19 protein-coding genes and 1 pseudogene are annotated in these 25,621 nt (G+C 55.2%); 5 read left to right on the top strand and 15 right to left on the bottom strand.

The features are described 5' to 3' along the window. A partial coding sequence (locus tag G606_RS0109175; protein WP_231371487.1) for an S-layer homology domain-containing protein occupies positions 1-867 on the top strand: 867 nt, incomplete at its 5' end. Between the two features lie 58 nt (positions 868-925). On the opposite strand, the gene G606_RS0109170 is transcribed toward G606_RS0109175, so the two are convergent. From G606_RS0109170 to G606_RS10840, 11 genes are all read right to left on the bottom strand, one after another. After that, complete coding sequence (locus tag G606_RS0109170) at positions 926-1,945, bottom strand: glycosyltransferase family 2 protein (protein WP_026645697.1); 1,020 nt, start codon at positions 1,943-1,945, stop codon at positions 926-928. A gap of 27 nt (positions 1,946-1,972) precedes the next feature. After that, positions 1,973-3,019 (bottom strand): polysaccharide pyruvyl transferase family protein, encoded by a 1,047-nt coding sequence (locus G606_RS11045; RefSeq protein ID WP_081664165.1) that lies wholly within the window; start codon positions 3,017-3,019, stop codon positions 1,973-1,975. Between the two features lie 34 nt (positions 3,020-3,053). Next, the gene (locus G606_RS0109160; RefSeq protein WP_026645695.1) at positions 3,054-4,055 is read right to left on the bottom strand and encodes a capsular polysaccharide synthesis protein; all 1,002 of its coding nucleotides are present in this window, start codon (positions 4,053-4,055) and stop codon (positions 3,054-3,056) included. Next, a complete protein-coding gene (locus tag G606_RS10560) occupies positions 4,042-4,935 on the bottom strand; it encodes a beta-1,6-N-acetylglucosaminyltransferase (RefSeq protein WP_051198826.1) in 894 nt (297 codons plus the stop codon). The genes G606_RS0109160 and G606_RS10560 overlap by 14 nt, the downstream gene beginning before the upstream one ends. Before the next feature lie 6 nt (positions 4,936-4,941). Then, positions 4,942-5,958: a capsular polysaccharide synthesis protein gene (locus G606_RS0109150; RefSeq protein WP_081664163.1), complete on the bottom strand. Its 1,017-nt coding sequence runs from the start codon at positions 5,956-5,958 to the stop codon at positions 4,942-4,944. Between the two features lie 30 nt (positions 5,959-5,988). Beyond that, positions 5,989-7,206, bottom strand: a complete 1,218-nt coding sequence (locus tag G606_RS0109145) for an EpsG family protein (RefSeq protein WP_155802891.1) — start codon at positions 7,204-7,206, stop codon at positions 5,989-5,991. Positions 7,207-7,330: 124 nt separating this feature from the next. Beyond that, complete coding sequence (locus G606_RS0109140) at positions 7,331-8,386, bottom strand: acyltransferase family protein (protein WP_026645692.1); 1,056 nt, start codon at positions 8,384-8,386, stop codon at positions 7,331-7,333. Positions 8,387-8,465: 79 nt separating this feature from the next. Further along, positions 8,466-9,287: a DUF4422 domain-containing protein gene (locus tag G606_RS11040; protein ID WP_081664171.1), complete on the bottom strand. Its 822-nt coding sequence runs from the start codon at positions 9,285-9,287 to the stop codon at positions 8,466-8,468. Between the two features lie 36 nt (positions 9,288-9,323). Beyond that, complete coding sequence (locus G606_RS0109135; RefSeq protein ID WP_026645691.1) at positions 9,324-9,896, bottom strand: arsenate reductase/protein-tyrosine-phosphatase family protein; 573 nt, start codon at positions 9,894-9,896, stop codon at positions 9,324-9,326. Between the two features lie 67 nt (positions 9,897-9,963). Then, entirely contained in the window at positions 9,964-10,824 is an 861-nt protein-coding gene (locus tag G606_RS0109130) for a beta-1,6-N-acetylglucosaminyltransferase (RefSeq protein ID WP_026645690.1), read from the bottom strand. A gap of 41 nt (positions 10,825-10,865) precedes the next feature. After that, positions 10,866-11,840 carry a glycosyltransferase family 2 protein gene (locus tag G606_RS10840; protein ID WP_026645689.1) on the bottom strand — a complete coding sequence of 325 codons (975 nt, stop codon included), beginning with the start codon at positions 11,838-11,840 and terminating at the stop codon, positions 10,866-10,868. Between the two features lie 420 nt (positions 11,841-12,260). On the opposite strand from G606_RS10840, the gene G606_RS0109120 reads away from it, so the two are divergent. Then, complete coding sequence (locus G606_RS0109120) at positions 12,261-13,940, top strand: DUF4012 domain-containing protein (protein WP_026645688.1); 1,680 nt, start codon at positions 12,261-12,263, stop codon at positions 13,938-13,940. 115 nt (positions 13,941-14,055) lie between these two features. Here the strand turns inward: G606_RS0109120 and G606_RS0109115 are convergent, their stop codons facing one another. Beyond that, entirely contained in the window at positions 14,056-15,876 is a 1,821-nt protein-coding gene (locus G606_RS0109115; protein ID WP_026645687.1) for an AMP-dependent synthetase/ligase, read from the bottom strand. A 249-nt stretch (positions 15,877-16,125) separates the two neighbouring features. Here G606_RS0109115 and G606_RS0109110 point away from each other — a divergent pair, with 249 nt between their 5' ends. Further along, a complete protein-coding gene (locus G606_RS0109110; RefSeq protein WP_026645686.1) occupies positions 16,126-19,710 on the top strand; it encodes an ABC transporter ATP-binding protein/permease in 3,585 nt (1,194 codons plus the stop codon). A gap of 74 nt (positions 19,711-19,784) precedes the next feature. Here the strand turns inward: G606_RS0109110 and pdxT are convergent, their stop codons facing one another. The 3 genes from pdxT to G606_RS0109095 form a co-directional block, all read right to left on the bottom strand. Beyond that, positions 19,785-20,435 carry a pyridoxal 5'-phosphate synthase glutaminase subunit PdxT gene (pdxT, locus tag G606_RS0109105; RefSeq protein WP_026645685.1) on the bottom strand — a complete coding sequence of 217 codons (651 nt, stop codon included), beginning with the start codon at positions 20,433-20,435 and terminating at the stop codon, positions 19,785-19,787. A gap of 12 nt (positions 20,436-20,447) precedes the next feature. After that, the gene (gene pdxS, locus G606_RS0109100) at positions 20,448-21,323 is read right to left on the bottom strand and encodes a pyridoxal 5'-phosphate synthase lyase subunit PdxS (protein WP_026645684.1); all 876 of its coding nucleotides are present in this window, start codon (positions 21,321-21,323) and stop codon (positions 20,448-20,450) included. Positions 21,324-21,483: 160 nt separating this feature from the next. Next, positions 21,484-22,920 carry a flippase gene (locus G606_RS0109095; RefSeq protein WP_231371485.1) on the bottom strand — a complete coding sequence of 479 codons (1,437 nt, stop codon included), beginning with the start codon at positions 22,918-22,920 and terminating at the stop codon, positions 21,484-21,486. Between the two features lie 189 nt (positions 22,921-23,109). Between G606_RS0109095 and G606_RS0109090 the strand changes: the two genes are divergently transcribed. Both G606_RS0109090 and G606_RS10550 read left to right on the top strand, forming a co-directional pair. Then, entirely contained in the window at positions 23,110-24,507 is a 1,398-nt protein-coding gene (locus G606_RS0109090) for a Maf family protein (RefSeq protein ID WP_026645682.1), read from the top strand. After that, positions 24,507-25,617, top strand: a pseudogene (locus tag G606_RS10550) (LacI family DNA-binding transcriptional regulator). Before G606_RS0109090 ends, G606_RS10550 begins: the two are co-directional and overlap by 1 nt. Positions 25,618-25,621 lie beyond the last annotated feature (4 nt).

The following is a 25,621-nucleotide window of genomic DNA, read 5'->3' as shown; positions in this document are numbered from 1 at the left end:
CTGCAGTCTGTTGCGATTGCTGGTTCTGGTGTTGCTGGTGGTGAGATGGCGATGAAGGTCGGTGAGGGCCGGCAGTTGTCGGTGGTGCCGACGCCGTCGAATGCCTCGGTGGCCGGTGCTGTGTGGTCGTCGTTGGATGATTCCATCGCGACGGTCGATGGCAATGGCAAGGTGTGTGCCAAGGGCGAGGGCCTGACGTTGATCATGGTGGAGGTCGGCGGCCATTCGGATTCGGTGCTGCTGACGGTTGCGGGCAAGGTCGATCCGTCGCCTGTCGATACGCGTTTCTCGGATGTGCCGAAGTCGCATCATTTCTATGCGGATATCGAGTGGCTGGCGTCGAAGGGCGTGACCACTGGCTTTGGTGATGGCACGTTCGGTCCGTCCCAGGATACGACGCGGGCGCAGACGGTGGTGTTCCTGCATCGTCTGGCCGTGGCTCGTGGCGATAAGGATGCTGCGGCGTTCAAGCCTTCGGCTTCGGATTACAAGCGTTTCCCGGATGTCAAGCAGGGTTCGTTTGGTGCGACGGCGATTCTGTGGGCGGCGTCGAAGGGCATCACGCAGGGCCGTGCGGATGGCTCGTTCGGTGGCGATCTTCCGGTGACGCGTGGCGAGATGGTGACGTTCCTGAATCGTTTTGCCGGTGTGCAGGGTGATACGGCCGCGAAGTCGTTCAAGCCCGTGGCATCGGAGTATGAGCGGTTCTCGGATGTCGGGCGTGGCACGTTCGCGTCTCGTGAGATTCTGTGGGGTGTGAGCGTCGGTTTGGTCAATGGTGGCACCGGCAAGTTCAATGTCATGGATTCGACGGCGCGTGAGCAGATGGCCGCGTTCCTGCATCGACTCAACAACCACCTTGGCTAATTCTTGTCTTGTCGGGAGGATCCACACACTAAACATGTGGATCCTCTCGACAAGATTATTAACGGAGCTGGTGATTGCGGAACGCGCAAATTGCTCTCATGGGTAGATAGAGACGATGCTTAAGAGCAAAACAAGAAATACGCTTAGGGATTGAGAAATCGCGGAACCGTCCCTGCCGGAGGGCATTCACATAAAGGTTCTTATTGAGTATTGTTTTGAAATACTTTCTTCTCTCTGTTTTGGTCAATTTGTTGTTTGGATTAAAAACAAAATGAAGCATTATGAGCATTAGGTAAAAAATCACATAGTCGTTAAATGCGTTGCTTATCGCTTGATTGTTGCACCTTAATACACGTCGTTTAAATGTGTTGAGACAAAACGTGATACGTTTCTCGTATTCAGGGTTGAAGGATGTTACAAGCGATTCTCCATTGCGATGATAAATATAGCATGGTACTGGTGCAAAACCGATGCGGTCAGCGTTGACTGCTGCGTCAAACATAAAGACGGTGTCTTCCATCGGTACGATTGGTTCAAACCGCACGTTCTTGTTCAGAAGGAAGCTTCGATTATAGATCTTGGCCCACGATGTTCCAGTTCCGTAGTCGGGGAGCAGTATGGATCGCAGGAAATGGTTGATGGACTGTTGCCCGATGAACTCCTGTTCTCCGGTGCTTAATCTGCATAATTCGGTATGATTATGCATCTGTTTTTTTGACTCGCCTTGCACAATCTGAAAGTCATGAGTAACTCCAAAAGTGATCAGCTGTTCGATTCCAGAAGGTATTAATTCATCATCTGCGTCCATGAAGGTGATCCAGTGACCCCGTGCCGCTAAGATACCTTGATTGCGTACCGCTCCCGGAAGGCCGGTATGGCCAATGACGAGAGTGTGTACTCGTGTGTGGTCATAGGCTGTGGCTAGCCTGAGAAGCTCATGATTCGGTTCGCCGTCAAAGACGAGAAGGATCTCGTGGTCGATGTTGAGCGCGCAGGCGCTGTCGAGAGCACGTTTGAGAGACTCTAGTGGCGTCTCGTATACGGGAATGATCACGCTGAGTGTAAAGTCTTCGTTCATTTTCTCATTCTCTCTACTTTATGCGTTCTACGAGATGGCATTTTCTATTGCTGCATGCAGGCGCAGCAATCCAGAATATGATTCATTGATTACTGTCTGAATATCATCGATAGATTGATATTCATCACCGAATACTTTTAGTTTTTCTCTGAATGGAACTGGCGTAATATGACATCCGAACAAGAGTGCGAGGATGCACGCATGCATGCGCGCAGAGACCACATGCGTGCTTGACTGTAGTAGCTGGATGAAACCTGCAAGCGATTCACCGGTCTGTGTGCTTGTTTGCAAGCCGAAGTCGTCATGAAGATGCTTAGAAATGATACGTGGATAATGTCGGTCGTTCGTTATCGTAGAGGTGACGACCACAGGAAGCTTCTTTTCAGTTGTGGTCAGCTGTTTTGCTAAATATGCAATGTATTCCTTCTCATCAGTTATTCCCATTGTTGTGAACAGTTGCCGATCGAATTCAATTGGCACACAGAGTTCATGTGCGCGATTTTGCGTAGACGAGGATACTTCGGGAAACACCTTAGCGTATGAGAAAACGACGTCGGGAGCATAATCGCAATTTATGTCATACTGTTCACGGAGGATGCGTTCTGTTGAATGGTCACGCGCGCTCACGTAATTGCACATACAAAGAGCTTTGCGATAATTCGTCGCGTTAGTTCCTCCCAGATAATTACCGCTTACCCCGGTGAGCAGTATCGGGATGTTGTGCGAACGCAGCTCTTGACACCATGCGAGAAGAGCTGCGTTGAATCCCCAATGACTGGCAAGCAGTTCGCCTCCTCCAACGACAGCCGCGTCTACATGACCAATCTGATCAAGTGTGGTGCGAATGCGCGTGTGATTGAGCCGCCTCATCACATGAGGCAGGCGCATGACGATTCGCTGGGTGAGGTCGTGGTTATCAATCCGCAGATTGAACCGGTCTTCGACTCGTGTCTCGTAAGGCGCATGGATAACCTCATAGCCCTTCGAGTTCAGGAACTTGCCGAGCACTGCATCGATTGCCTGATCGCCGAGGTTATCAGTGTGGCCTTGATTAATGAGTAGTATGCGTGTCACGAGATTTCAGATCCTTTCTTTATGTCGATCTAAATCAATTATTCCCTCGAAGATTATCGAAAAGGAAAGAGGCCATGGTAGGCATGTCTTCCTTTGTCCGCGTGGGGAAATCACATTTCGTGGAGAGCTTGTATACGAACGTATCTCCATCACGAATTTGATTATAAGTACGTGCAGAGTATGGCGAGCCGTCCATCAAGTAATCGCACAACCATTCGCACTCTGGATTGTTGTCGGGAATCATGTTGAATTCGGCTCGTCCTCCGGGTAAATCGTCTCGAGCAATTTTAGCAAGATAAGAGAATAAGAAGTAGTCGATCAATGTGTCGTAGTGGCGCCAGTACTTAAGAAAACAATCTGTGATGAATGAATAGGTGATCGATTTAGGTTGCGAAGCAATGAAGTAGGCTTGCCACTTGGTGAAGTCGCAAGCGACGGCTTCGCGAGTGCGATTTGGGAGTATATTCTTGACATTATAGATTGGCGAAGAAAACACAGATTCAGGGATTGGCTGGGATAGATATACTGAAGTATCCACCCACAGACCGCCGTGCTGGGCTAGCAAAGCTGAACGAAGTACATCGGCAAACTGCTGTTGCGGCATTTTGCCGCTCTCGTACTTCGCGATGAAATCGTGGGGGAGAGTCACATAATCGTTATAGTTCTCTAGAGTGATAATTCGAACAGGGTGTGATCCGGATTGGCGCCTAGTTTGCGCAATGAGTAGTTGAACGAGTTCAGGCGCCTGATCTATGCCTTGTAACCAGCACAGCCAAACGGGTGCATTGGGGGATGATATTTGGCTTGCCATGGCCGTGTGATTGTGGTAGCGTTCTATCTCTTCGCGGAAAAAGCTCCGTGCCCAATGCATGATGTAGCGTTCCTTCATATGCATCAGTCGCATGGAGAATGGCTTATGGAGCTTGAGTGAAACGGGACGATCGAGCACGGTCAGGAGCTCGGTCGTGGCGTATCCCCAGGAGAACGTGCGGGCATGGGACAGGAAGCGGTCTGCTAGTTCCTTACTTCTGCTCATCGGAGAAATCCTTTGGCTGTTTGGGTGAATTACGCGCATTGAGCGCATCGTAGAGTGATTCTGACTGAGGAAGGTTGAATTTTCGGGCAAACAGATAGTCTGGCTTCTCGAGAGTGGGTAAATCGTCTATGGTGAGCACCCTCGGAGAGGAGTCATGCTTGGAGAAGTCCACCCACTCAATGTAACGCAGGTTTCCTTGCGGTGCGATTGTATCCCTGAAGCATGGGTCATGTATGCTTTCCAGAAGAAAGATCTCATCGCAGCAATAAGTCCAGCGATAACGCTTATGAATTTCGTTGGCATGTTCTACAAGGTCAGTTACGGCCTGCTGTGTTATACTCACCCAATTGATGTAACGTTGTAGAGTTGGTCCAGTATGACGATGAATGCCGACAAGGCTTTGAAGGGTGCATTGACCAAAATCGATGTACTTAAAGATATTTCGTTTTTTCCCTACGAGTGTGTTTTGTAGAAGGTGATATTGTTCATATCTCATACGTTGACGCGGGAGTTCATGCTCTATTTGAATGAAGTTCAGACCCTTGTACTGCTCGCAGTATTCATGAATGTAATCGTTGCTTTTGACTGGATAATCAACTCCAGAGAGAAGGTGGTAGTATGCGTACGGGCCATTCTTGAAGGCTTGGGAGAACAGGGCGAGCTCCACATCAACTTGGCTACTTCCTCCCCATGTGACATGCATGCGTGGGATGAAGAAGAGGCGACTATGTTCTGCTATGCCCTCAAGTACTGAGAAGTCGGCATGTGCTTTTTTGTCTATATGCACGTAGATATCGTTGCGGTCGTCATCCAATGCTTGGATAAGCCGAGAAAGCTCGTTCGGGCGATCGTGCGCAATGATGAGGAAGGCGTGTTTCATCTGTGGTCACACTCCTTTGTTGTAGGTGGTGGAAGACATGCGAATGCGTTCTAAGATATCAATGACCTCTGAGCAACGATGCTGCTCAGATTCATTTAGGTGAGAACTTCCTTTATATGCCCAGGTGCTGGAATCTACAAGCTTCGCATTCACAGTGTTTTCTGTGATGGGATCATTTGACTCCACGAATGGCATGAATTGCTCGCAGGAGGCGTTGTTGGCGGGGATGCGGTCGTATGATTGACACACGGCGGGAACAGTGCGTGCGAAATAGGCAAGGTAGTAGATAAAGAAGTAATCGAAAGGTGCGGTATGCCTGACAAAGTACGATTCGAATAGGTCGAGTACCACCTTGCAAAATAGAGCGTGCGGTTGTGAGGCCACATAGTAGGACTGCCATTTCAGGCCATCGGGCATTGCGGAAGCGTAGGGGAATGGACGAAGATCCTTGACACACCACATCGGATATTCGAGCATGATGGAGGGTGTTGGATGTTGTTGATATACGGTCAGATCCATCCAGATGCCGCCGTAGTGCTCGAGCAGTGCGAAACGGATGTAGTCGGTGAGAAGAACGGGAGAGATGTACCCCTCTTCGTAACGTTGCTGGATGATCTCGGGAAGGGGCACGAGCGTCCGTACCGACTCAAGATCGAGTATGCGGATTTGGTGATCCGGGTTATTACGGCGAACCGAGTCCAGGAACGGGAAGTATTTTTCAGGGATGCAATCTTCTCCCTGCAACCAGATCATCCAGATTGGCGCATCAGCCGGGGCCTTGAAGGGCACAGCGGTCTCTGTGGCATCCTTCCACCGGTCAAGTTCAGTACGGAACTCTTTGGCACCCCAACGGACAAGCCGACGTATTCGCTTCCGATTAAGCTCTGCGACAGCGGGATCATCAACAGAACGACACGATTGTAAGAAGAGGCGTCGCGCATTGAGGAACGCATAGGTCGGTCCGATGGACAGGTCTATGCCGAACCGTCGCATCTTGGTGCGAAATTGAATCGATGGACTCATGCTTTGTGTTCCTGTAATAGAGGTAGGTTTTTAGATATAGTAGTACTGCTGTGTTGAAAGCTCAAACATATTATATGTATGCCAGTCATAGAACATGGCCACGCCCAGGCAACCAATGAGCAGAAGAAGCAATGTGTACTGAATGGTCCTACTGTAGCGATATCGTGGATTCGACGCAGAGGTCGTTATACTCGTCATTCGGGTGGCGCGTCCGGAACGTCCCAGCAGATGGGAGTATGCGTAGCCGATGAACGGGATAGAGGCGTAGAGCGCGAATGTAGAGAATCGTCGTAGTGGCGTACTTGTAGGGATTGAACCAATGGTAATGAATATGAGCAAAAGAAAGTATCGCGCATAATGGAAATTATTTGAATTACCATGCCTGCGCAGGAATATGTATATAAGGTAAAGAAAAATGCAGGAGCCAAGACGCATATATCCCGCTAACTGCGAATACTCACTCGCATACATGGAATAATTAGATCCAAATGAATAATAGCCGTTCATTTTACCTAAAAGCTGAGATGCATATTCTATACCCATTGCAGAGAAGAAATGGGCAAGTTCATATGAGATGAATGTGTAGCCAAGTGCGAAGAAGCAAAAGATGCCGAATGCGAATCTACTTTTAATATAAGATACGAGTACTGCGATTAGAATAATGATAGTACTGAAATGGAACAGGACAGCAATTAGTAGAGCTGTAATTCCTGATGTATGTTTTCCGCGCATTAGGATTAAATATGCGCCAAGTATTGCGATTGCAAGTGCGGGACCCTGACGAACGCCGTAAACCATGTTTGGTATGCTGCAGATGGCGATTGTCGTGATTGAGGTCAAGATGTACGACGACTGGGAGATCCGGCGCGCATCCCATTCCGCATAGGGGATATAGAGCAGGCATCCGAGCATGATTGTGCAGGACATGAGTCGGAGAATGTTGGGGTCGCCCAGAAGTGCCGCAAAACCGATGTACAGCGCGGATAGAGGGTTGATTGAATACCGAGAGAGGATGAGGCCCGACTGGCCGTTTCTAATCAGGTCGACTTCATGGGAGATGCGATCCATGTCGGTATACGCGCCTTCTACCGGCTGCATGAAGTAGGACAGCATGGAGAATGTGAAGACGATGATGATGATGTCGATGACGATAAGGCTCTTCGCGCGTGAGCGGACGAAGGATGTCGCAACGCGCAGCAGAAGAGCGCTACACATCAGAACGAGGAACATTACAAGAGTTAAAGACACATGCTCTCCATCTTATAGTTGGGGGACAACCTTTTCTGTGACTTGAGTAATCATATATAACAAATCATGTAGATATGAAGCCTAAATACTGAATAGGTTGCTCCATTTTGATACGATAATTAAATCAGATAGTATCGGTCTCCAATTGTATCTTCTTTTTGCGTTTGACTCCTACACTCCAAGGAATGAGGGCGCGGATGAGTAGATCCTCCAGCCAGAGCAGTGCAAGGCAGAATGCGACCAGAATGATCGCATATACCCACTGCAAGAACGGGGAGGCGTGCTCGCCATCTATGTGGAGCATCTTGAAGAACACTATCTTACCGATGTTGAGGGTGAACGCGTTCACGACGTAGAAGGAGAGCGAATGTCTGCCGATATGTTCAAGCATCCGGTTTTTTTGAATGGTGATAGAGAGAAACACTGCAAAAGCGACACCTGGGAATGCTGCTACGGTACTGCAGGCGATTCGCCATCCACGAGGCCCAATCTGTGTTATGGCGAACGCGAGTATTAAGAAACCTGCCAACATGATGAAGCACCACGCCAGCGAAGGTACGCGTTTGATGGTCATGAACGAAGATCGACAAGCCATGCCGAGCAGGATGTATCCTGCCACTTCGACGCCCATGACTATGCAGAATGGCAATTTCAACAAAGGTAGACAGGAGGAAAATGCGACTGAAGCCGCAATGAGCGCAAACCCGCATGAAGCGAGTTTCCATGGAGTGAATAGCTTCTTACTCAACGGATAGGCGATTACTTCTCCCACAAAATACGCCCATAGAAACCATAGGCCTGAGCCGTTGATGAGTATGTTGTAAAACTGTTCACCGATGTTCGAAGCGTAGGATTGATTGGTTCGCAGTTCAGATGATAGTGAAGGAGAGAGGAGAACTGCAATGGGTTTGGCAAGGAAGTAGAGCGAGAAGACGTAGTAGGGGATGAGTAGGGTCTTTGCTTTGACCTTGAGGAAATCAGTAAAAGGACGCTTCGAGCTGAAAGTGAAACCGCCGAGGAAGAAGAATAAAGGCATGTGGAACAGATAGACGGCGTTGATGGCCGGATTGAGCGCGGGGAGCCAAACGCTTTCACCGCTTCCATTACGAATGTGGCCAAAACATACCAGTATGATACCGAGGCCCTTTGCGATATCGATCCAGTGCACGCGTTGATGCATGCGTGCACTGGAAGAATTCGCTGTAGAAGTGATGACGCTATCTGCGGACATGGTAATCTTTCCAATTGCTCAATGTGAACTAGAAGCTGTGTGTATACTTTTTTCCTGTAAACTTGGCTCGAAGGAAACCGTAACCCTTTCTAAACCAGTTCTCCATGGTAGGGCTAGTTCTCGGCAGTTCACCATATTTTTTGTTGTTAGTGATTAGCCAAGTGTCCATCAGTAGCTCACTAATGCGGCCTGGATACCTAGCGTTGAAATCGTCGTAGCGTGCAGGATCAAGACGAGAGGTCAGCTCAAAGAGGATGGGGAAAAGCCATGCACAGTATGCATCAAAATCCTCACGATCCATGATCATCATGTTGAATAGATGGGCACTTCGCGATTGCATGACCTGATCCCACGCAGGTACTGATTCAGGGGAAATATCAATCAATACATTGTGTGCCGTTTCTAATTGCTCAATGGGCAAAGTGTGGAAATAGTGTGAATAAATTGTTTCAATAACATAATGACGTTTTGTGGGAAGTATGATTGGAGTTTGCTTGAGTTTCTTTAGAAGATCATCGTGGCGGATATATCGTTCACGACGTGGCAAAAAAAGTCTTTTGATAAAGGATGATGGGGCGAAATGTCGGCGGTAATGTACAAGTCCTTTATAATCACTGTCGCAATTCTTCCATAGCCAGTACAGGCCGGTGAGTTCGCTGAAATACGGATTTAGCGCGGAGATGTTGTCTCCTGTATCGTCTTGAATCGCTTCTTTGTTGATTTGTGGATGAAGGGCTGCTCCTACTTCAAGTGCCTTGTACATGGTTTCTGAAGGGAAATCAAAGGGTTTGTGCATTGCTACCCCAATGGTAATGGTGGGATTGCCGCTGTTTCTCTCTTTCGCCTTCATGAGGGACAGATTATCAAGATACCCTGACATGTCACCTTATCCATTCGATTGCCGAATATGTGACCCTTGGGTAGGGTTGAGGGCATCTGCGATTATTGCGAAGCATTCTAGGATCTGGCGATGTGCTGTTTCGAAAGCAGAGAATTCTTTGCGGAATGGATCTTCGATATCCTGCGCGGAGCTAAGGTTTATTTGAATCAGCGAAGCATTTTGCAAGATTGAATCCAGACGATCTTCGACGGTGTCTTCGTGGATGAGGTTGTGCTCCATGCAATAGCTGCAGATAGTCGCAAAATCGGCAAGCTGGAATGTCCTGCTTCTCACTCGCGGGGCGAGGGCGATGATCCTCTGCCTCTGATGCTTGGTGAAGCAGAGAATAAGATCACTGTCCCGTGCAATCTGAGGTGTGAGTCGTCTAGAGCGAAAATGCTGTGAATCTACTCCGTCGGCAGTGAGCAGTCGAGCGCTGGACGGATCGATCGGCGAATCAATCAGTCCTTGCACGCCAGCGCTTTCTGTTTCCACAGGTTCGTGAAAGAAGAGCGGGAAGAGAAGCTCACCCATGGGGGAGCGGCATATATTCCCTGTGCATACGAAGAGTGCTTTCATGGGTTCCTAACTTTCTACCTACATGCTATTGATGAGTATCTTTGACAATTACTACTGCCGATGATGTCTATGAGAGAGAATGGGATGAATCACTTTTCAGTAGCTCGAGTAGTCTTTTGGATATCTGAGGGTCAATTTTTCGTGCGAAGATACTGTTGCTCTGTTTAATCGCGTTCAGGTCAGATTCATCGATGTAGGATGGGTAGCTACCATTGCGCAAGACCCAGTCGGTATATCGAGCGTTGAATCCTGTAATCCGTGCGCTCATCGGCGAATTCATGAGTATCGTTTGCAAGAAGAATTCTTCGGGGATGATCGTATGTCGGAGAAAGCGCATGAATGCAGGGTGTGCTTTATGGTAGCCAACTACATAACGAAGTGCATCGTAAGGCATTGAAGACCATATGACGCCCTTATAGGCCTTTTCGAAGCCGGGGATGCGGCTGCGTCTGTGGCCGGTCCACTGCTGGGCTTTCCACATAACCTTGTTGACGGCACGTACGCTCATTCGCTGTGTATCTGCATTGGGGAAGCAGTTGAACTGCTCGAGTCGGCGCATGGCGATGGGGTCTTCGGCATTTACCTCACGTGCTGTGAGGAGAATGCGGTTTCCAATGCTGCCGGGATCGGGGTATCTCACTATGGAATCTTGTCCAGAGATGATGTGGAAGTGTGAGATGTCCGTATGTTGCACGGCATGTTCCATGAGCATGAGAATCGCTGAGAGATGCCCTACGCTTCCCCAGTTGATTGAATACTGCTGGAATATGTGGACCAGATCACGTCGCTGCAGGTCCAAATCATCTCCGGAGAATGTGCTTTTCCGGTCGATGTGAAGCCATACGAGATCGCCATGGGTGGTAATCTCGTTGATGAGCTCACTGAGATAGTCGGGTGAGCGATATGCGGTGATGATAAATCCCTGCATGTTGTCCTTCGTGCTTTATTTTGTCAAAAATGATGATGGAGCTATCCCTGCGTGTGGTGCTCTGCTGCTCGAAGCAACCAGTTGGTAGGATAATATCCCAAAGCGATAGAGATCATGATTAATTTGTATTTCAGTGACCCCTTCCTTTTAAGCAGGTAGGGTATCTCATGCATAATCGGTTTGCGGTAATGGTTGAAGAGTGTTTTTTTGTCGGTATCACTGATTGCTGAAGAGCGACAGATGTGGATGCATGCTTGTTGGTCGCTGTTAAGAAGGTCGAAGCGCAGAAGAGCGCTCAGCTCCGGATAGCGGGTACGAATGAGCGATGCGGTCTGCTCATGTACGCTTGTTGAATCGCGGATGTCTTGCACCCTTTGATTGTTCTGCAGGCTTGCAGGGCGGTCAGATGTGTATTCGTATACGGCATCGGGTACATATCGGATGTTTGTAGCATTGGAGATGGCCGTGAGTGTGGGTAGATAGTCGGAACTGGTTCGCTGTTCCGGAAAGCGGTTGTCCTCGAAGAGACGAGCAGAAAAAGCTTTGGCCCACAACGATCCCAGAATACGCCCAGACTGCAGAATCTCGGTGATGACACGCTGAACTGTGGGGGAATCCGGGAAATCGGTATCTGTCAGATATGACGGTTGGGGTAAGCCATCGGTAATTTTACGCCAATCGGTAATGAGCAGATCTGCACGGGAGGTGCGCGCACATTCTCTGAGATTGTGAATGTAGCGTTCACTGATGGCATCGTCTGGGTCGATGAAGCATAGATACTCGCCACGGGCTGCGTCGAGGCCGTGATTTCGGGCTGCTGCTACGCCTGCGTTGTCCTGATGGATGACTGTGAATCCGGTCCCTGCTGCAAGATGATCAAGTTCATCTCCGGATCCGTCGGTCGACCCGTCGTCGATAAACAATACCTCCGTGCCGGTCAGATCTTGCTCTTGAAGGTTGCGAAATAGGCGGGGAAGATAGGAATGCACGTTATATACGGGAATGATGATGCTCATAAAAGCATCGTTACCAGTGGTGCCGTCCTGTACCATGTTCGCGAACTTCCCCTCTACAACATGCCTACTGTATTATAAGAATTCATCCTACAGAATGTTTAGTATAGCGTGGAACAGGGATATGGCTGTACTGAGCATTCATCATGGTGTCAGACTCGTTCGGATACAATCGGTTGAGCGAACGGTCACGCTGTTCGTTCCCTGGTATTCGGGAATCTGCATCTCAATTCTAAGAAAGGTCTATGCATGCCCCTATATGACGAATCAGCCAGCGAAGAACGAAGCCACGTAGAGGGCACAGACACCATGCGGCCGGAAGAGAGTAAGCGCTGGTACGCGAGAATTCGCTGGTGGGGATGGACGCTCATCGCATTAGCGGCGATACTGGCTTCTCTTGCTGGCGTGTATGGAGTACAGGCCATGCAGATCAAGAAGCATGAGTATGCTGCGATCAATGTGGTCAAGAGCGCCTTGACGTATGAGCGGTTTTCCGAACCGGAAGCGCTGATGGCCGACGTGCAGAGAGAGACTGAATCAGCGCGGAGCATCGCGCACAACGGATGGTGGAATGCACTTGCGTCGATGCCTGGACTGGGGGCGGATATCGGCGCACTCCAACATGTCACCGATATACTCAATGATCTAGCACTGCAAACACTGCCTGAATATGCGCGCGCATTCAGACAGGTGGATGTGAAATCAATGTTCTCGGAAGGAGCACTGAACGCGCAGCCGCTGGTGGATGTGACGCCCGCATTGAAGAGCGCGAACATGTCGCTCAGCCAGCGCCTCAGGGAATACAGGAGCGTCTCCTGCCCGCGTCTAGGCGTACTCGCGAGTGCATTCCGCGCTGGCGAGAAGGCGTTGGAATCTGCCGATCGATATGCAAGTATGCTTACCGATACTGTTTTACCGAATGTGCAGCAGTGGCTTGGCTACGATGGTAAGCAGACATATGCGGTGTTGGCGATGACTCCGGCGGAGATGCGGGGCAGCGGAGGGCTGGTGGGGGCCGTCGGAACCGTGGCTGTTGACCATGGTCGAATTCACATCGGCGAGTTCCAAAACAATTCTGACTTCTCGGAGAAAAAGGCAACGAATGTCAATAAAGATGAGTACGCGCTCTATCAGTTAGACGGGCCGCTTCATCTCAGATATGACGTGCGTGACGTAACGAACGCGCCAAGTACGCAACGTGTGGCGCAGTTATTCGAGAACATCTGGAAGCAAAGTGAGATGGGGAAAAATACGGACCTTAGTGGTGTGATACTTGCCGACCCGGTGGTCGTACAGTCACTTGTCAAAGCAAGCGGAGATGTGGTGCTGACTGATGGCAAAGTGCTTACTGGTTCAAATACCGCAGAATATTTGATGAATACTGTGTATCTCGAGCGTCCCTCCACGGAGACCAATCAGGTGTTTGGTGAAGTCGCAAAGATTTGTGTGAGTCGTTTGACCAGTCATCTCAATACGGGAACGCTGAAGACGCTCCTCAAGGATTTGAATATGCTCACGCGGTATCGGCACCTTGCGGCATATTCGTTCAATCCAGCTTTGGAGAAGGTGCTCGCAGAGTTCGGTCTGACTGCCACAGTACCGAACAAGACAACGGAGCCTGAAATCGGCATTTACACAACGGAGAAGAACCCATCCAAGATGGACTGGTATGTAAAGCGGTCCACTACGATTCAGCAGATCAACTGCGAGTCAAATGCGGCCGCTTACCATGTTGAATACACTATTTCCAATACGGTCACGTGGGATGAAGTGGACACGCTGCCGCCGTATATCTCTAGCTACACCAAGAAGTATCCTCAACGTAAGGGCATGAGCATGGAGACCATAGTCTTTTATCCACCTGCGGGAGGCAGGCTCAGCAATTTCAGCGTGGAAGGTGGCGGTTCGGTTCCGACGACCGGTGCACTCGAATGGAGGCAGATTTATCACACATTCGTGGAACTGCAGCCAGAGCAGACGGTGACGTATTCCTTTGACGTGAATGTCTCTAAGGATGCCGTGCAGAAGCTCGAAGTGGATGAGACTCCAAGTGGCAACGAAACCAATGATATCCGCTATGCGTATCTTTGCCCGGTCGGATGAGCTTTTATCTTCGAAAGGCTGCAGGAGCGTGTTTCGTAAGAGCGCTTAAGGATACCATCATGTTGTTTTGGACATACATTGATGAGTGACCGTCTCCTCATGGACTTGTTCATTTTCACCGCTTCCCGGCGTAGATCGTCCCGCCGATCACGTCGGCAAACACCTCGTTCACCTTCGGGCGCACAACTTTGAGCGACGGCGTCAGGCAGCCGTTGTCCTGCGTGAGCTGGGTGGGGAGCACGGCGAACTTCCTGACCGATTCGGCGCGTGAGACGTCGGCGTTCGCGAGGTCGACGTAGCGCTGGATTTCGGCGGCCGTCTCCGGCAGCGATGCCACTTCCTCCAGCGTCAGGTCGGCGGACAGCTTCTGTGTCGGCAGCCATTGCGCCACGCCCTCCGGGTCGAGCGTGACGAGGGCGGAGACAAATGGGCGTCCGTCGCCGATGACGACGGCATGTTCGACGATCGGGCAGGTGCTGATCTGCTGTTCCATCGGAATCGGGGAGACGTTCTTACCGCCGGCTGTGATGATGATGTCCTTCGCGCGACCGGTAATTGTGATATGGCCGTCGTCGTCGATCCGTGCGAGATCACCGGTGCGCAGCCACCCGTCCTCGGTGAGCGCCTCGGCGGTTTTCTCGGGCAGATTATGGTACCCGCGGAACACGTTCATGCCGCGCACTTCGAGTTCGCCGTCCGCGGTGATGCGCACCGACGAACCCGGCACCGGCTGGCCGACCGAACCGATCGCGAGATCCTCGACGCGCGTGAACGCGAAGGGCGCCGCCGTTTCGGTCATGCCGTAGCCCTGGATCATCGGAATGCCGATGCCGTTGAAGAAATGCAGCAGGTCGTCGCTGATTGGCGCGCCGCCCGACGCGAGATACTTGATTCGGGGACCGAAGGCCGAACGGATCGTGCGGTAGACGGTCGTCTCATACTTCGCATGTTCGGCGCGCTGCCTGAGCGTCGGCTTGACGCCGTCCTGCTCCATCTTCGACCAATCGATCGCCGCGGCCGCCGCCTTGAGGAACATGCGCCCCTTGAAACCAGTGCCGGCTTTGCGCGATGCCGCGTTGTACACCTTCTCGAACACGCGCGGCACGGCGAGTACGAAAGTCGGCTGGAAGACGTGCATGTCCTTGGGCAGTGTCTTCGTGTCGCCCAGATAGCCGACGACGCCTTCATCGGAGGCGATCGTGAAGTACTGGATCATGCGCGCGAAGCAATGCGCGAGCGGCAGGAACAGCAGCAGCCGTGCCTCGCCTTCGATGACCTTCGGCATGCACTGCTGCGCCGAACGGGTGATGCTCGTGAAGTTGCGATGCGTCAGCTCAACGCCCTTCGGTGTGCCGGTGGAACCGGACGTGTAGACGATCGTCGCCAGATCGTCGGCGCGCACGGCGGCGATGCGCATGTCGAGCTCCTCGTCGGAGATCATGACGCCGAGACCTTCGAGCGCTTCGAGTGCTTTCGCGTCGAGCATCAGGATGCGCTCGAGTGCAGGGCAGACGTCGATCACCGAGTCGAGCGCATCAAAACGCTGCTGGTTGTCGGCGATTGCGAGCTTTACGTCGGCGTCGTTGAGAATACGCTGCGCCTGCGCGGCGGAATCGGTGTCATAGATTGGCACCGTCACAGCGCCGATTGCGGCGAGTGCGAAATCCAGCAGCCCCCATTCGATGCGCGTCGCCGAGAAGATCGTGACGGCGTCGCCCTTGCTAATGCCGAACTGAATCAAGCCCTTCGCGATCGCGCGCACACGGGTGTTGAAATCGCCGGCGGTCATCGTCGTCCATGCGTCGGCGGCGTTTTTGTACTCCGCGAGCGCAAGATCGGGGCCGGTTTTGGTGATGCGGTCGGTGAGCATCGAGTAGACGGTCGCGGAATCGGAGACGGTGAGCGCCGCGCCGGGCGTCGTGTATTCGGTAAGCATGAGAGGGTCCTGTTCTGGGAAACGTTCGCGTAAGCTACGTCATCGTAACCATGACGGCCGCGGCGCGGCATTGTACGAAGGGACAAGAATCGCGAAAGCTGATTTGTGTGAATGGACAAGCGGCGAACGTGGGCGCGGTCACGAAAAAACGGCCGCGCACCTCTGTTCAGCACGGCGCGATGCTGCTAGATTGGCGAATGGTTTCGCATCGCACGCCGAGGAACGAACAATCGAAGCTCAGGAGGAACGATGGTCGACAAGCGGCTCTTCACACTTGTGCCGGGAGTCAGGAAACTCGTCATAGGCAAGATCGTCTTCCTGTGGATTGGGCTGCTCGCGGACATCGCGCTTGCGGCAAGTATTGTCGGTATCATCGCGCCGCTCGTCCGCTACGCCGGCGACGACCATATGCTCGCCGCGCAGATCTGGACGGCGGTCGCCGTGTTTGTCGTCATCGCCGTTGTGCGCTTCGTCGCGCATAGGTTCGCAACGAAACTCGGCACCTTGGCCGCCGAGCGCGTCAAACTCGGCCTGCGTTCTACGCTGTACAGGAAGATGCTCTCGCTCGGGCCGTCATATGCGCAGCACACGCGCACATCGGACGTCGTGCAGCTCGCCGGCGAGGGCGTCGACCAGGTGCAGAGCTTCTTCGAACTGTTCCTGCCACAACTCGGCTTCGCGATTCTCGCGCCGCTGACGTTGTTTGCCGTCATCGCGCCGATCAATATGCCGACGGCCGTCACGTTGCTCGTCTGTGCGCCGCTCATCGTCATCATCGTCGGACTCATCGCGATGCGCACGGCGAAGACCTTCCGCAAATACTGGGACAAATACACGGACATGGGATCCGTGTTCCTTGACGACCTGCAGGGACTCGAGACTCTCAAGACCTTCGACGCGGACGGACGCGCGGCTGGAAAAATGAACCGTGAGGCCGAGGAGTTCCGCGTCATGACGATGCGCGTGCTGCAGATTCAGCTACGCTCGCTGACGGCGATGGACGTCGTCGCCTACGGCGGCGCGGCGGCCGGCATCTTCGTGGCCGTCTGGCAGTTCATGCACGGCGGCAATCAGGCCTTCGGCAATCTGCTCGGCTCGAGCCCGCACCTCGCCGATCCGCTGCTCGGCCTGTTCGGCGTACTGTTCGTCATCCTGATGGCCGTCGACTTCTTCCTGCCGCTGCGTCAGCTCGGCTCCTACTTCCACGTCGCGATGAACGGCATGACGTCGAGCAAACGCATCTTCGCGCTGCTCGACGTACCGGAGCCGCGATATGGCACGCGGACGCTGCCTGCCGGCGCCGACCTTGGCGTGCGCGCCGAATCGCTCGGATTCGCGTACGGTGAGGACGACGCCAAGCCGGCGCTGCGCGACGTCACATTGACGATGCCGGCGCGCTCGCTGACGGCGATCGTTGGCGAATCAGGATCGGGGAAATCGACGTTGGCGGCGCTCGTCGCCGGCGAACTCGAAGGCTACACGGGCTCGCTGCGGTTCGTCGACGGCGGCGCGACGGTCGAGCTGCGCGACTGCAGCGAGGACGCGCTCATGCACGCCGTCTCGATCGTCGGCGCCCGCAGCCATCTGTTCGCCGGCACGCTGCGCGACAACCTGCTGATGGCGAAGCCGGACGCGGCCGACGAGGAACTGCGTCGCGCGCTCGCTGACGCTCATATCCTCGATTTCGTCGACGCACAACCTGACGGCTTGGACATGCGCATCGAACAGGGCGCGGCGAACCTGTCGGGCGGGCAGCGTCAGCGCATCGCCGTCGCACGCGCCCTGCTGCGCGACACGCCGATCATGATCTTCGACGAGGCGACGAGCTCGGTAGACGCGGACAGCGAACGGCTCATCATGAAGACGGTGCACAAGCTCGCTGCAAACAAGACGGTGTTGCTCATCACGCACCGGCTTGCCGACGCCATTGCCGCCGACCGCATCGCCGTGTTCGCCGACGGCGGCTGCGTGGAGACCGGCACCCACGACGCGTTCATCACCGCCGACGGCGTGTATGCAACGATGTTCCGGACGCAGCAGGATGTCGAACAGGTCGGCAAACGCAAGGAGCACGCCGGCATCCGGTACGCGCAGAACTTGACGCCGCAGTCGCGCGCTGCAGACGCCGACAGTTCCGACTCTCCAGCGGTGACGACGCAGGCGGCGAAGCAGGACGCGCCACACGAGCGGACGTCGACGATGCGACTCATCGGACGGCTGCTCGGTCAGGTCGGCTCATTGCGGCCGCTGATGATCGTCGCCTGCGTCTTCGGCACGCTCGGGCACGTCGCTGCGACCTTCCTGCCGGTATTCGGCACAATGGCGCTGTTCGCGGCCTATGGTCGGCCGGTGTGGGGGATGAGCGCCGGCTGGGCGCTCGCATTGATGGTCGTCTGCGCGCTCATCCGCGGCGCAATGCGCTACTGCGAACAGTACATGAACCACAATCTGGCATTCCGGCTGCTCGCGTTGTTCCGCGCGAAGATGTTCGCGGCGCTCCGCAGGCTCGCGCCGGCGAAGCTCGCCGGCAAAGGCAAAGGCGATCTCGTCTCGATGGTCACGACCGATGTGGAACTGCTCGAGATCTTCTTCGCGCACACGATTTCGCCGACCGTCATCGCGATCTCGACGACGCTCATCTACACGGTCGCGCTGCTGTTCCTCAGCCCGTGGTTCGCGCTGCTGCTCGTCGCCGCGCATCTGCTCATCGGCGTCGTTGTACCGAAACTGTTCGCCGACTCATTGCATGGCGTCGGCGGCCGTATCCGCAAGGAATCGGCACGTCTGGATGACATGGTGCTCGACGACATGCACGGTCTGGAGCAGATCATCCGCTTCGGTCAGGGCGAAGAGCGGCTGTTTCGGATCGAGCGCAGCTCGCGTGCGCTGTGGGCGCAGCGCGTCGAGCTCAGCGCGCGCAACGCGACCTACGGCGGCCTCGACCACGTCATCATCGTGCTCGTCTCTGCGGTGGCGGCGTTCCTGACGCTGGCGTTGGCGATGACGACGCACGCGGACATGGCTGCCGCAGTGACGGCGCTCGTGCTCGTCGTCAGTTCCTTCGGGCCGACGCTCGCATTGAGCGCGCTGCCGGCGAGCCTGACGCAGACCTTCGCGTCGGCGCGGCGTCTATTCGCGTTGATGGACGAGACGCCCGCGGTCGTCGAACATGGCACGCTCGCGCCGCAGTACGACGGCATGCGGATGGAGGATGTGACCTTCGCGTACGACAGCGCCGCCGCTCCGGTGCTCGACGATGTGACGCTCGACGTGCCGGTGTCGGGCATCCTCGGGCTGCAGGGGCCGAGCGGGCGCGGCAAGTCGACGATGCTCAAGCTGCTAATGCGCTACTGGGATCCGCAATCGGGCGTCGTCACGCTTTCTGGGGACACGCTGCCGGCTGTGGACGCGCATGCACGACGCCGGTTGCAGACGATGATGAGCCAGGAGACGTATCTGTTCGACGGCACGATCGCCGACAATCTGCGGATCGCGGCGCCGGAGGCGAACGATGACGAAATTCGCGAGGCGCTGCGCAAAGCGTCGGCGCTGCGGCTCGTCGAAAGCCTGCCGCAAGGTGTAGAGACGCCGGTCGGCGAACTCGGCGGCCGACTTTCCGAAGGCGAACGCCAACGCATCGGTTTGGCGCGCATGTTCCTGCGCGACGCGCGGCTCTACCTCTTCGACGAACCGACGAGCCGTCTCGACTCGCTCAACGAGGCGTACATCCTGCAGTCAATCAACGGTCTGGTCGAGGAAAGCGGCGCCGCCGTCATCCTTGTCTCGCACCGGGAATCGACGATGAAGATCGCCGACGAAGTGCGCGTGGTGTGAGGACGAAATAACGGGAAAAGCGGTGGGTTGGCTTGTGAATTCACAAGCCAACCCACCGCTTACACTTTCTGCAATCACAGACTCAGGAAATAGTCGTGGATGCTGGTGTCGTCGGTGATTTCTGGATGGAAGGCGGTCGCGAGGATGTTGCCCTGCTGCAGCGCGACAGCGTTGCCGCCGGTGCTCGCCATGATATGGGCCTTCGGACCTACCTCGGCCACGAAGGGGCCGCGGATGAACACAAGCGGAAAATCACTGATAACGCCGCTCGGATCGCCATTGGCGGCGAAGGTCTGCACATCCTCGGTCGTAGCGAACGACCCGAGCTGACGGCCGTACGCGTTACGACGGACCGTCGCGTCGAGTGCGCCGAAATAGACGTTCGGATCGTTGTCGAGACGCGAAGCGAGCAGGATCATGCCGGCGCAGGTGCCGAAGGTCGGCTTGCCGGCCGCGATGTGCGCGGCGATCGGCTCGAAGAGCCCCGTCGAACGCAGCAGTTTGCCCTGCGTCGTGCTTTCGCCGCCCGGAAGGATGACGCGGTCGATCGAAGCGTCGAAATCCTCGGCCGCGCGCAGCAGCTTCCACGGCGCGTCGAGACGGTCGAGCATCGCGGCGTGCTCGGCGAAGGCGCCCTGCACGGCGAGGATACCGGTGACGCCATGCGCCACGGCGTCCACGCCGTCGGAATGCTCTTTGGAAATGTAGGAAACGTCAACAACCATGGAGGCCGCCCGTCACTCGCCGCGGGCGGCCATGATCGTTTCGATCTCGTCCTCGTTGATGCCCACCATTGCCTCGCCGAGGTTCTCGGACAGGCGGGCGAGCAGATCGGCGTCCTGCCAGTTCGCAGTCGCCTGCACGATCGCGGCGGCGCGCTTCGCTGGGTCGCCGGACTTGAAGATGCCAGAGCCGACGAAGACGCCCTCCGCGCCGAGCTCCATCATCAGCGCGGCGTCCGCCGGGGTTGCGACGCCGCCGGCGGCGAAGTTGACGACCGGCAGACGGCCGTTGTCATGCACGAACTTCGCGAGCTCATACGGGACGGCGAGCTGCTTGGCGAACTCGTAGACCTCGTCGTCGCGCAGCGAGACGAGTTCTCGGATCTGCTTGTTCATCGTGCGCATATGGCGCACAGCCTGGATGACGTCGCCGGTGCCCGGCTCGCCCTTCGTACGGATCATCGAGGCGCCCTCCTCGATGCGGCGCAGCGCCTCGCCGAGGTTCTTCGCGCCGCAGACGAAGGGGACGGCGAACTCGTTCTTGTCGATGTGGTAGACGTCGTCGGCGGGGGAGAGGACCTCGGACTCGTCGATGTAGTCAATCTCGATGGCCTGCAGGATGCGCGCCTCGGCGATGTGGCCGATGCGCACCTTCGCCATGACGGGAATCGAGACGGCCTCTTGGATGCCCTTGATCATTGCGGGATCGCTCATGCGGCTCACGCCGCCGGCCGCGCGGATGTCGGCCGGAATGCGCTCGAGCGCCATGACCGCGCACGCGCCTGCGTCCTCGGCGATGCGCGCCTGCTCGGGCGTCGTGACGTCCATGATGACGCCGCCCTTGAGCATCTGCGCAAGGTTCTTGTTGAGTTCGTTTCTCGTGTTTTCCATACAGAGAGCCTTTTCGTGTGGGTCGGCGACGTGCATGCCATCGCCGAGCGTTTCGTTTCTCCTCAATGCGCGGGCTACACCGCGCATTGATTTAGAGAGATACCACAACGAACGTTAATGAGGCATGTGATGTTCGTTTGTTGAACGCACGTTTTCGTGTTCATTTAACATTTAGGGTCTTGTGTCCATGTTTATTCAGTAGGGAGTTCAGTATTGAAACAGCGAACGATTCCTTAAGTAGAATGAGGAGGATGAGATAGGGTATGCCAAAAGAAATGGAGCCAATTATAAGTTGGAAGAACATGTTCATATTTAGTACTGTACGTGAAATCGTGAATCCTGTGGCGAATGCAATGGTGAAAGCAAGAAAAGATCTTCCGAGGTCGAGCATGCTGGCGAGCTCTTTGATGAAGTGTCGCAATACGATCAAGCGGACAATCAAAGTACTGAGCTCTGATCCGACATAGGCGATTGCTGCACCTTCTATTCCGAAAAGAGGGATGAGTGCTACACAGTAGAGAGTACCTAGCACAAGTCCTAGGAAGTTGATGCCTGCGTACATCTTCTCCTGACCGGCGGCAATCATGTACTGAGACAGGACGGTATTCATCGGTGAGAACAGAATGCCTGCGGATGCAATGATCAAAGCGTGTGTTGCGCCGATGTACTCTTTGCCGCCAAGGATCAAGATGAGTGGTTGTGCGCATATGATGATGCCACCGATGAAGGCGATGCCGGTGATGAACAAAAAGTTGATGTTCTTGGCGATGAGTGCGGCTGTCTTTTTATGACCGCCTTCTTGTGATTCGTAATAGGAGAGGCGTGGCAGCATGACAGAGCCGACTGAGTTCACGGCATTGCCGGCAAGATTTTTGATTTTTACAACTAGCTGATAGAGACCAACTTGGATACTTGTGCCGAAGAATCCAAGGAAAAGCATGTCCAGCTGCCCATACATACCGGAGGAGATACTGGAGATAGTGAAGCTCATCATCGGTTTGAAATGGCGGCGCAAGTTGAGATTGCGATGGAAGCTGAAATGTACATATTTATGAAGTCGGATGGTGTTGAGTATATTCGATCCAGCGCTTCCCAGCACGGTGATAGCAGCGTAGATGCGGTAATCTGTGGCGTGTCGAACGAAAAGGAACATGAGCACCAGTCCAAGAACCTTGAACACAAGACTTCGTATGGTGATGTATCCATACTGCTCAATGCCTTGGTAAAACCAGTTGACTCCGAAAGCGGACAGCCATAGGTTCACACCGAAGATAAGCATGAGGCCAACGTCTTCATGAGCTTTGGGCACTGTGAAGATACAGATGAGGAAGACGATGCTCACAATGGTGGTGGAGATGAGCAAAATGACCATGAGCTCCTGTACAACAGCGCTGAGCTCTTTTGGATTGTTTCGCGCCCGGGCGACCTCACGTATGCCATATGCACTGATGCCAAGCATTGCAACCAGTGAAAAATATGAGACGAAGGTCTGTGCCCATGCAACTGCGCCCATGCCTCTCGGTCCGAGTACACGTGAGACATAGGGAACAGTGATGAGCGGGAAAATGAACGATGATGTTGTCAGAATCATGTTCATAATGACGTTGAATTTGACTGATCGTATCTTCGGTTTCTGCTCTGTCATAGTCGGTTAACAAAAGGTGGCAGCGAAATCGCGCGCAGCGGTTTCTGTGAACATTGTCTTCCATATGATGCTATACCTATGCATGCCGAGACCATTGCGTTCAAATGAGGAGCAGCGATGGCGTGAGGTAAGGTGGACTGCATGAGCATTCCGTTGATTCTTGCCTCCAAGTCCCAGCCGCGACGTGATGTGTTGTTCAATGCAGGCATCTGCCCGACGATCCGCGTGTCGCATGTCGACGAGGACGCCGTGCTCGAACAGGCGGCGCAGCGGCAGGGCGTGAGCGTGGACGAGCTGCCGATTGCCGACAAGGTGTGCACGCTGTCCCGTGCGAAGGCGACGGTCGTGTACGAGATCTACCGCAACGTCGTGCGCACCGCCGCCGAAGCCACCGGCGAACGCGTCATCGGCCGTCCGCTCGAAGTTGCCGCCGAGCAGACGGTGGTTGATGCCGGATCGTCCGCTGCCGAATACACGGCGCAGACCATCGCGTCCGCGCAGACGCGCGATTTCTCCAATATCGACATCCCGACCGAACGCGAACCGATCGACACGACCGGCGGTCTCGCCGACCGCAAGGTCGGGCCGCTCATCCTCGGCTGCGACTCGATGTTCCTGCTCAACGGTCACGCCTACGGCAAGCCGCACGCCGCAGCCATCGCACGCGAACGCCTGCAGGAGATGAGCGGCGCGACCGGCGAACTGTGGACTGGGCACACGCTGATCGATTTCGCCACCGGGCGTGTCGAAACTGCGGCGAGCAGGGCGACCTTGACGTTCTGCGAATTCACCGAAACGATGATCGACCGCTACATCACATCCGGCGAACCGCTTGAAGTGGCCGGTTCGTTCACGCTCGACGGCCTCGGCGGCGCGTTCATCGACTCGATCACCGGCGCGCCGAGCGGCATCATCGGCCTGAGTCTGCCATTGGCGCGCGAACTTGTCGAACGCATGGGCATCGAATGGACCGACCTGTGGAACGTGTCGCGTGACGAACGATTCCAGGAATCCTCGGCGAAGGCGCCGAAGACGAACGTGCGTCAGCCGGGGGATGGCTGGGTCGAATGCGCTTGCGGCCGCCGCCACTGGGGACTCAACGGCGCCGCCGGCGTGCTGCTCGCACGCCGCGACGCGGAGACCGGCAAGGTCACACACATCGTCATGCAGCACCGCGCCGAATGGAGCGCTGAAGGCGGCACGTGGGGCATCCCCGGCGGCGCGATCGCCGACGGCGAGTCGACGCTCGAGGGCGCGCTGCGCGAAGCCAACGAGGAGGCGAACATCACGCCCGAGGACATCGAAGTCGTCGGCTCCTACTGCGAGGACCACGGCCCATGGTCCTACACGACGGTATTCGCGTTCGAAAAGCCGGGACACGTCGTGCATCCGAAGGCGAACGACGACGAAAGCATGGAGATCGAATGGGTCGCGATCGACGAAGTACCCGGCCATAAGCTGCTTACGGCGATGCGCACCGACTGGCCGCGCTTCCGCACGCGGCTCGATGCACTCGCCGAAGAATACCAAGGACGCTGATGACGACGCGCGCACGGGCGAAACGGCCGTCGATCTTCGACGTGGCGAAACTCGCCGGCGTGAGTCACCAGACGGTTTCGCGCGTCATCAACGATTCACCGAATGTCGCCGACGCGACGCGCGCGAAGGTCAACGCCGCCATCGCCGAACTCGGCTACCGTCCGAGCAATTCGGCGCGCGCGCTCGCCTCGCATCGTTCGCGCACGATCGGGCTCATCGCCGGAGGCCAACGCTTCTACGGCACCGTCAGCGCGATGTCGGCGATCGAGACGGTCGCGCGCCCACGACATGTTCATCTCGGTCGCGCTCGTGCATGAGGCCGCGTGCACGCAGAAGGAATTTGACGAATTGTGCGGAGGCTTCGAACAGCAGGACGTCGACGCGTTCCTGATGTTCACGCCGACCGACGGCATGTTTGAGGCGGCCTGCCGCGCTCGCGTACGCAGCCCGCGCGTCATCGTCACGTCGACGCACGGCGCTGTCAGCATCCAGGAAGGTCTGCGGATGCCGGGCGTGCGCGAGCGCCGACGTATCTCGATCGCCGGCATCGACCAGTGGGGCGGCATGGCGTCGGTGATGGAACTCATCGTCAACTATGGTCACCGCAACGTGCTGTTCTTCGCCGGCGACACTGACTGGCGCGACGCGGCGACGCGGCTCGCCGCATGGAACAAGCTGTGCGTCGCGCGCGCCGTCAACTCGATCACCGTGCAGTGTGGGGCGTGGGAATCCGCGTCCGCGTACCGCCGGATGAACCACATCCTCGACAACATCGGTTCGAACGGCGGCAGATTGCCGACTTGTGTCGTCTGCTCGAACGACGTGATGGCGATCGGCGTCATGCGCGCATTGTACGAGCACGGGCTGCGTGTGCCGCACGACGTGAGCGTGACCGGATTTGACGACATGCCCGGCGTCGACAACCTCTATCCGCCACTGACGACGGTGCGGCCCGATTTCGACGACCTCGGCACGATGGCGATGAAGGAGATCCTGTATCTGCTCGGCGAACGCGACGAACCGGGATATGCGATCTCCAGACACGGCGTCGGACTTGCGCCGGCCGACCTGATTGTGCGGCAGTCGGTGCGCGCCGCCGCCCGGCGATGACAAT

This window comes from Bifidobacterium sp. AGR2158, assembly GCF_000424225.1.
Lineage (GTDB): Bacteria > Actinomycetota > Actinomycetes > Actinomycetales > Bifidobacteriaceae > Bifidobacterium > Bifidobacterium anseris.
The sequence above is the reverse complement of the archived record's forward strand: the minus strand, read 5'-3'. Positions and strand labels throughout refer to the sequence as shown.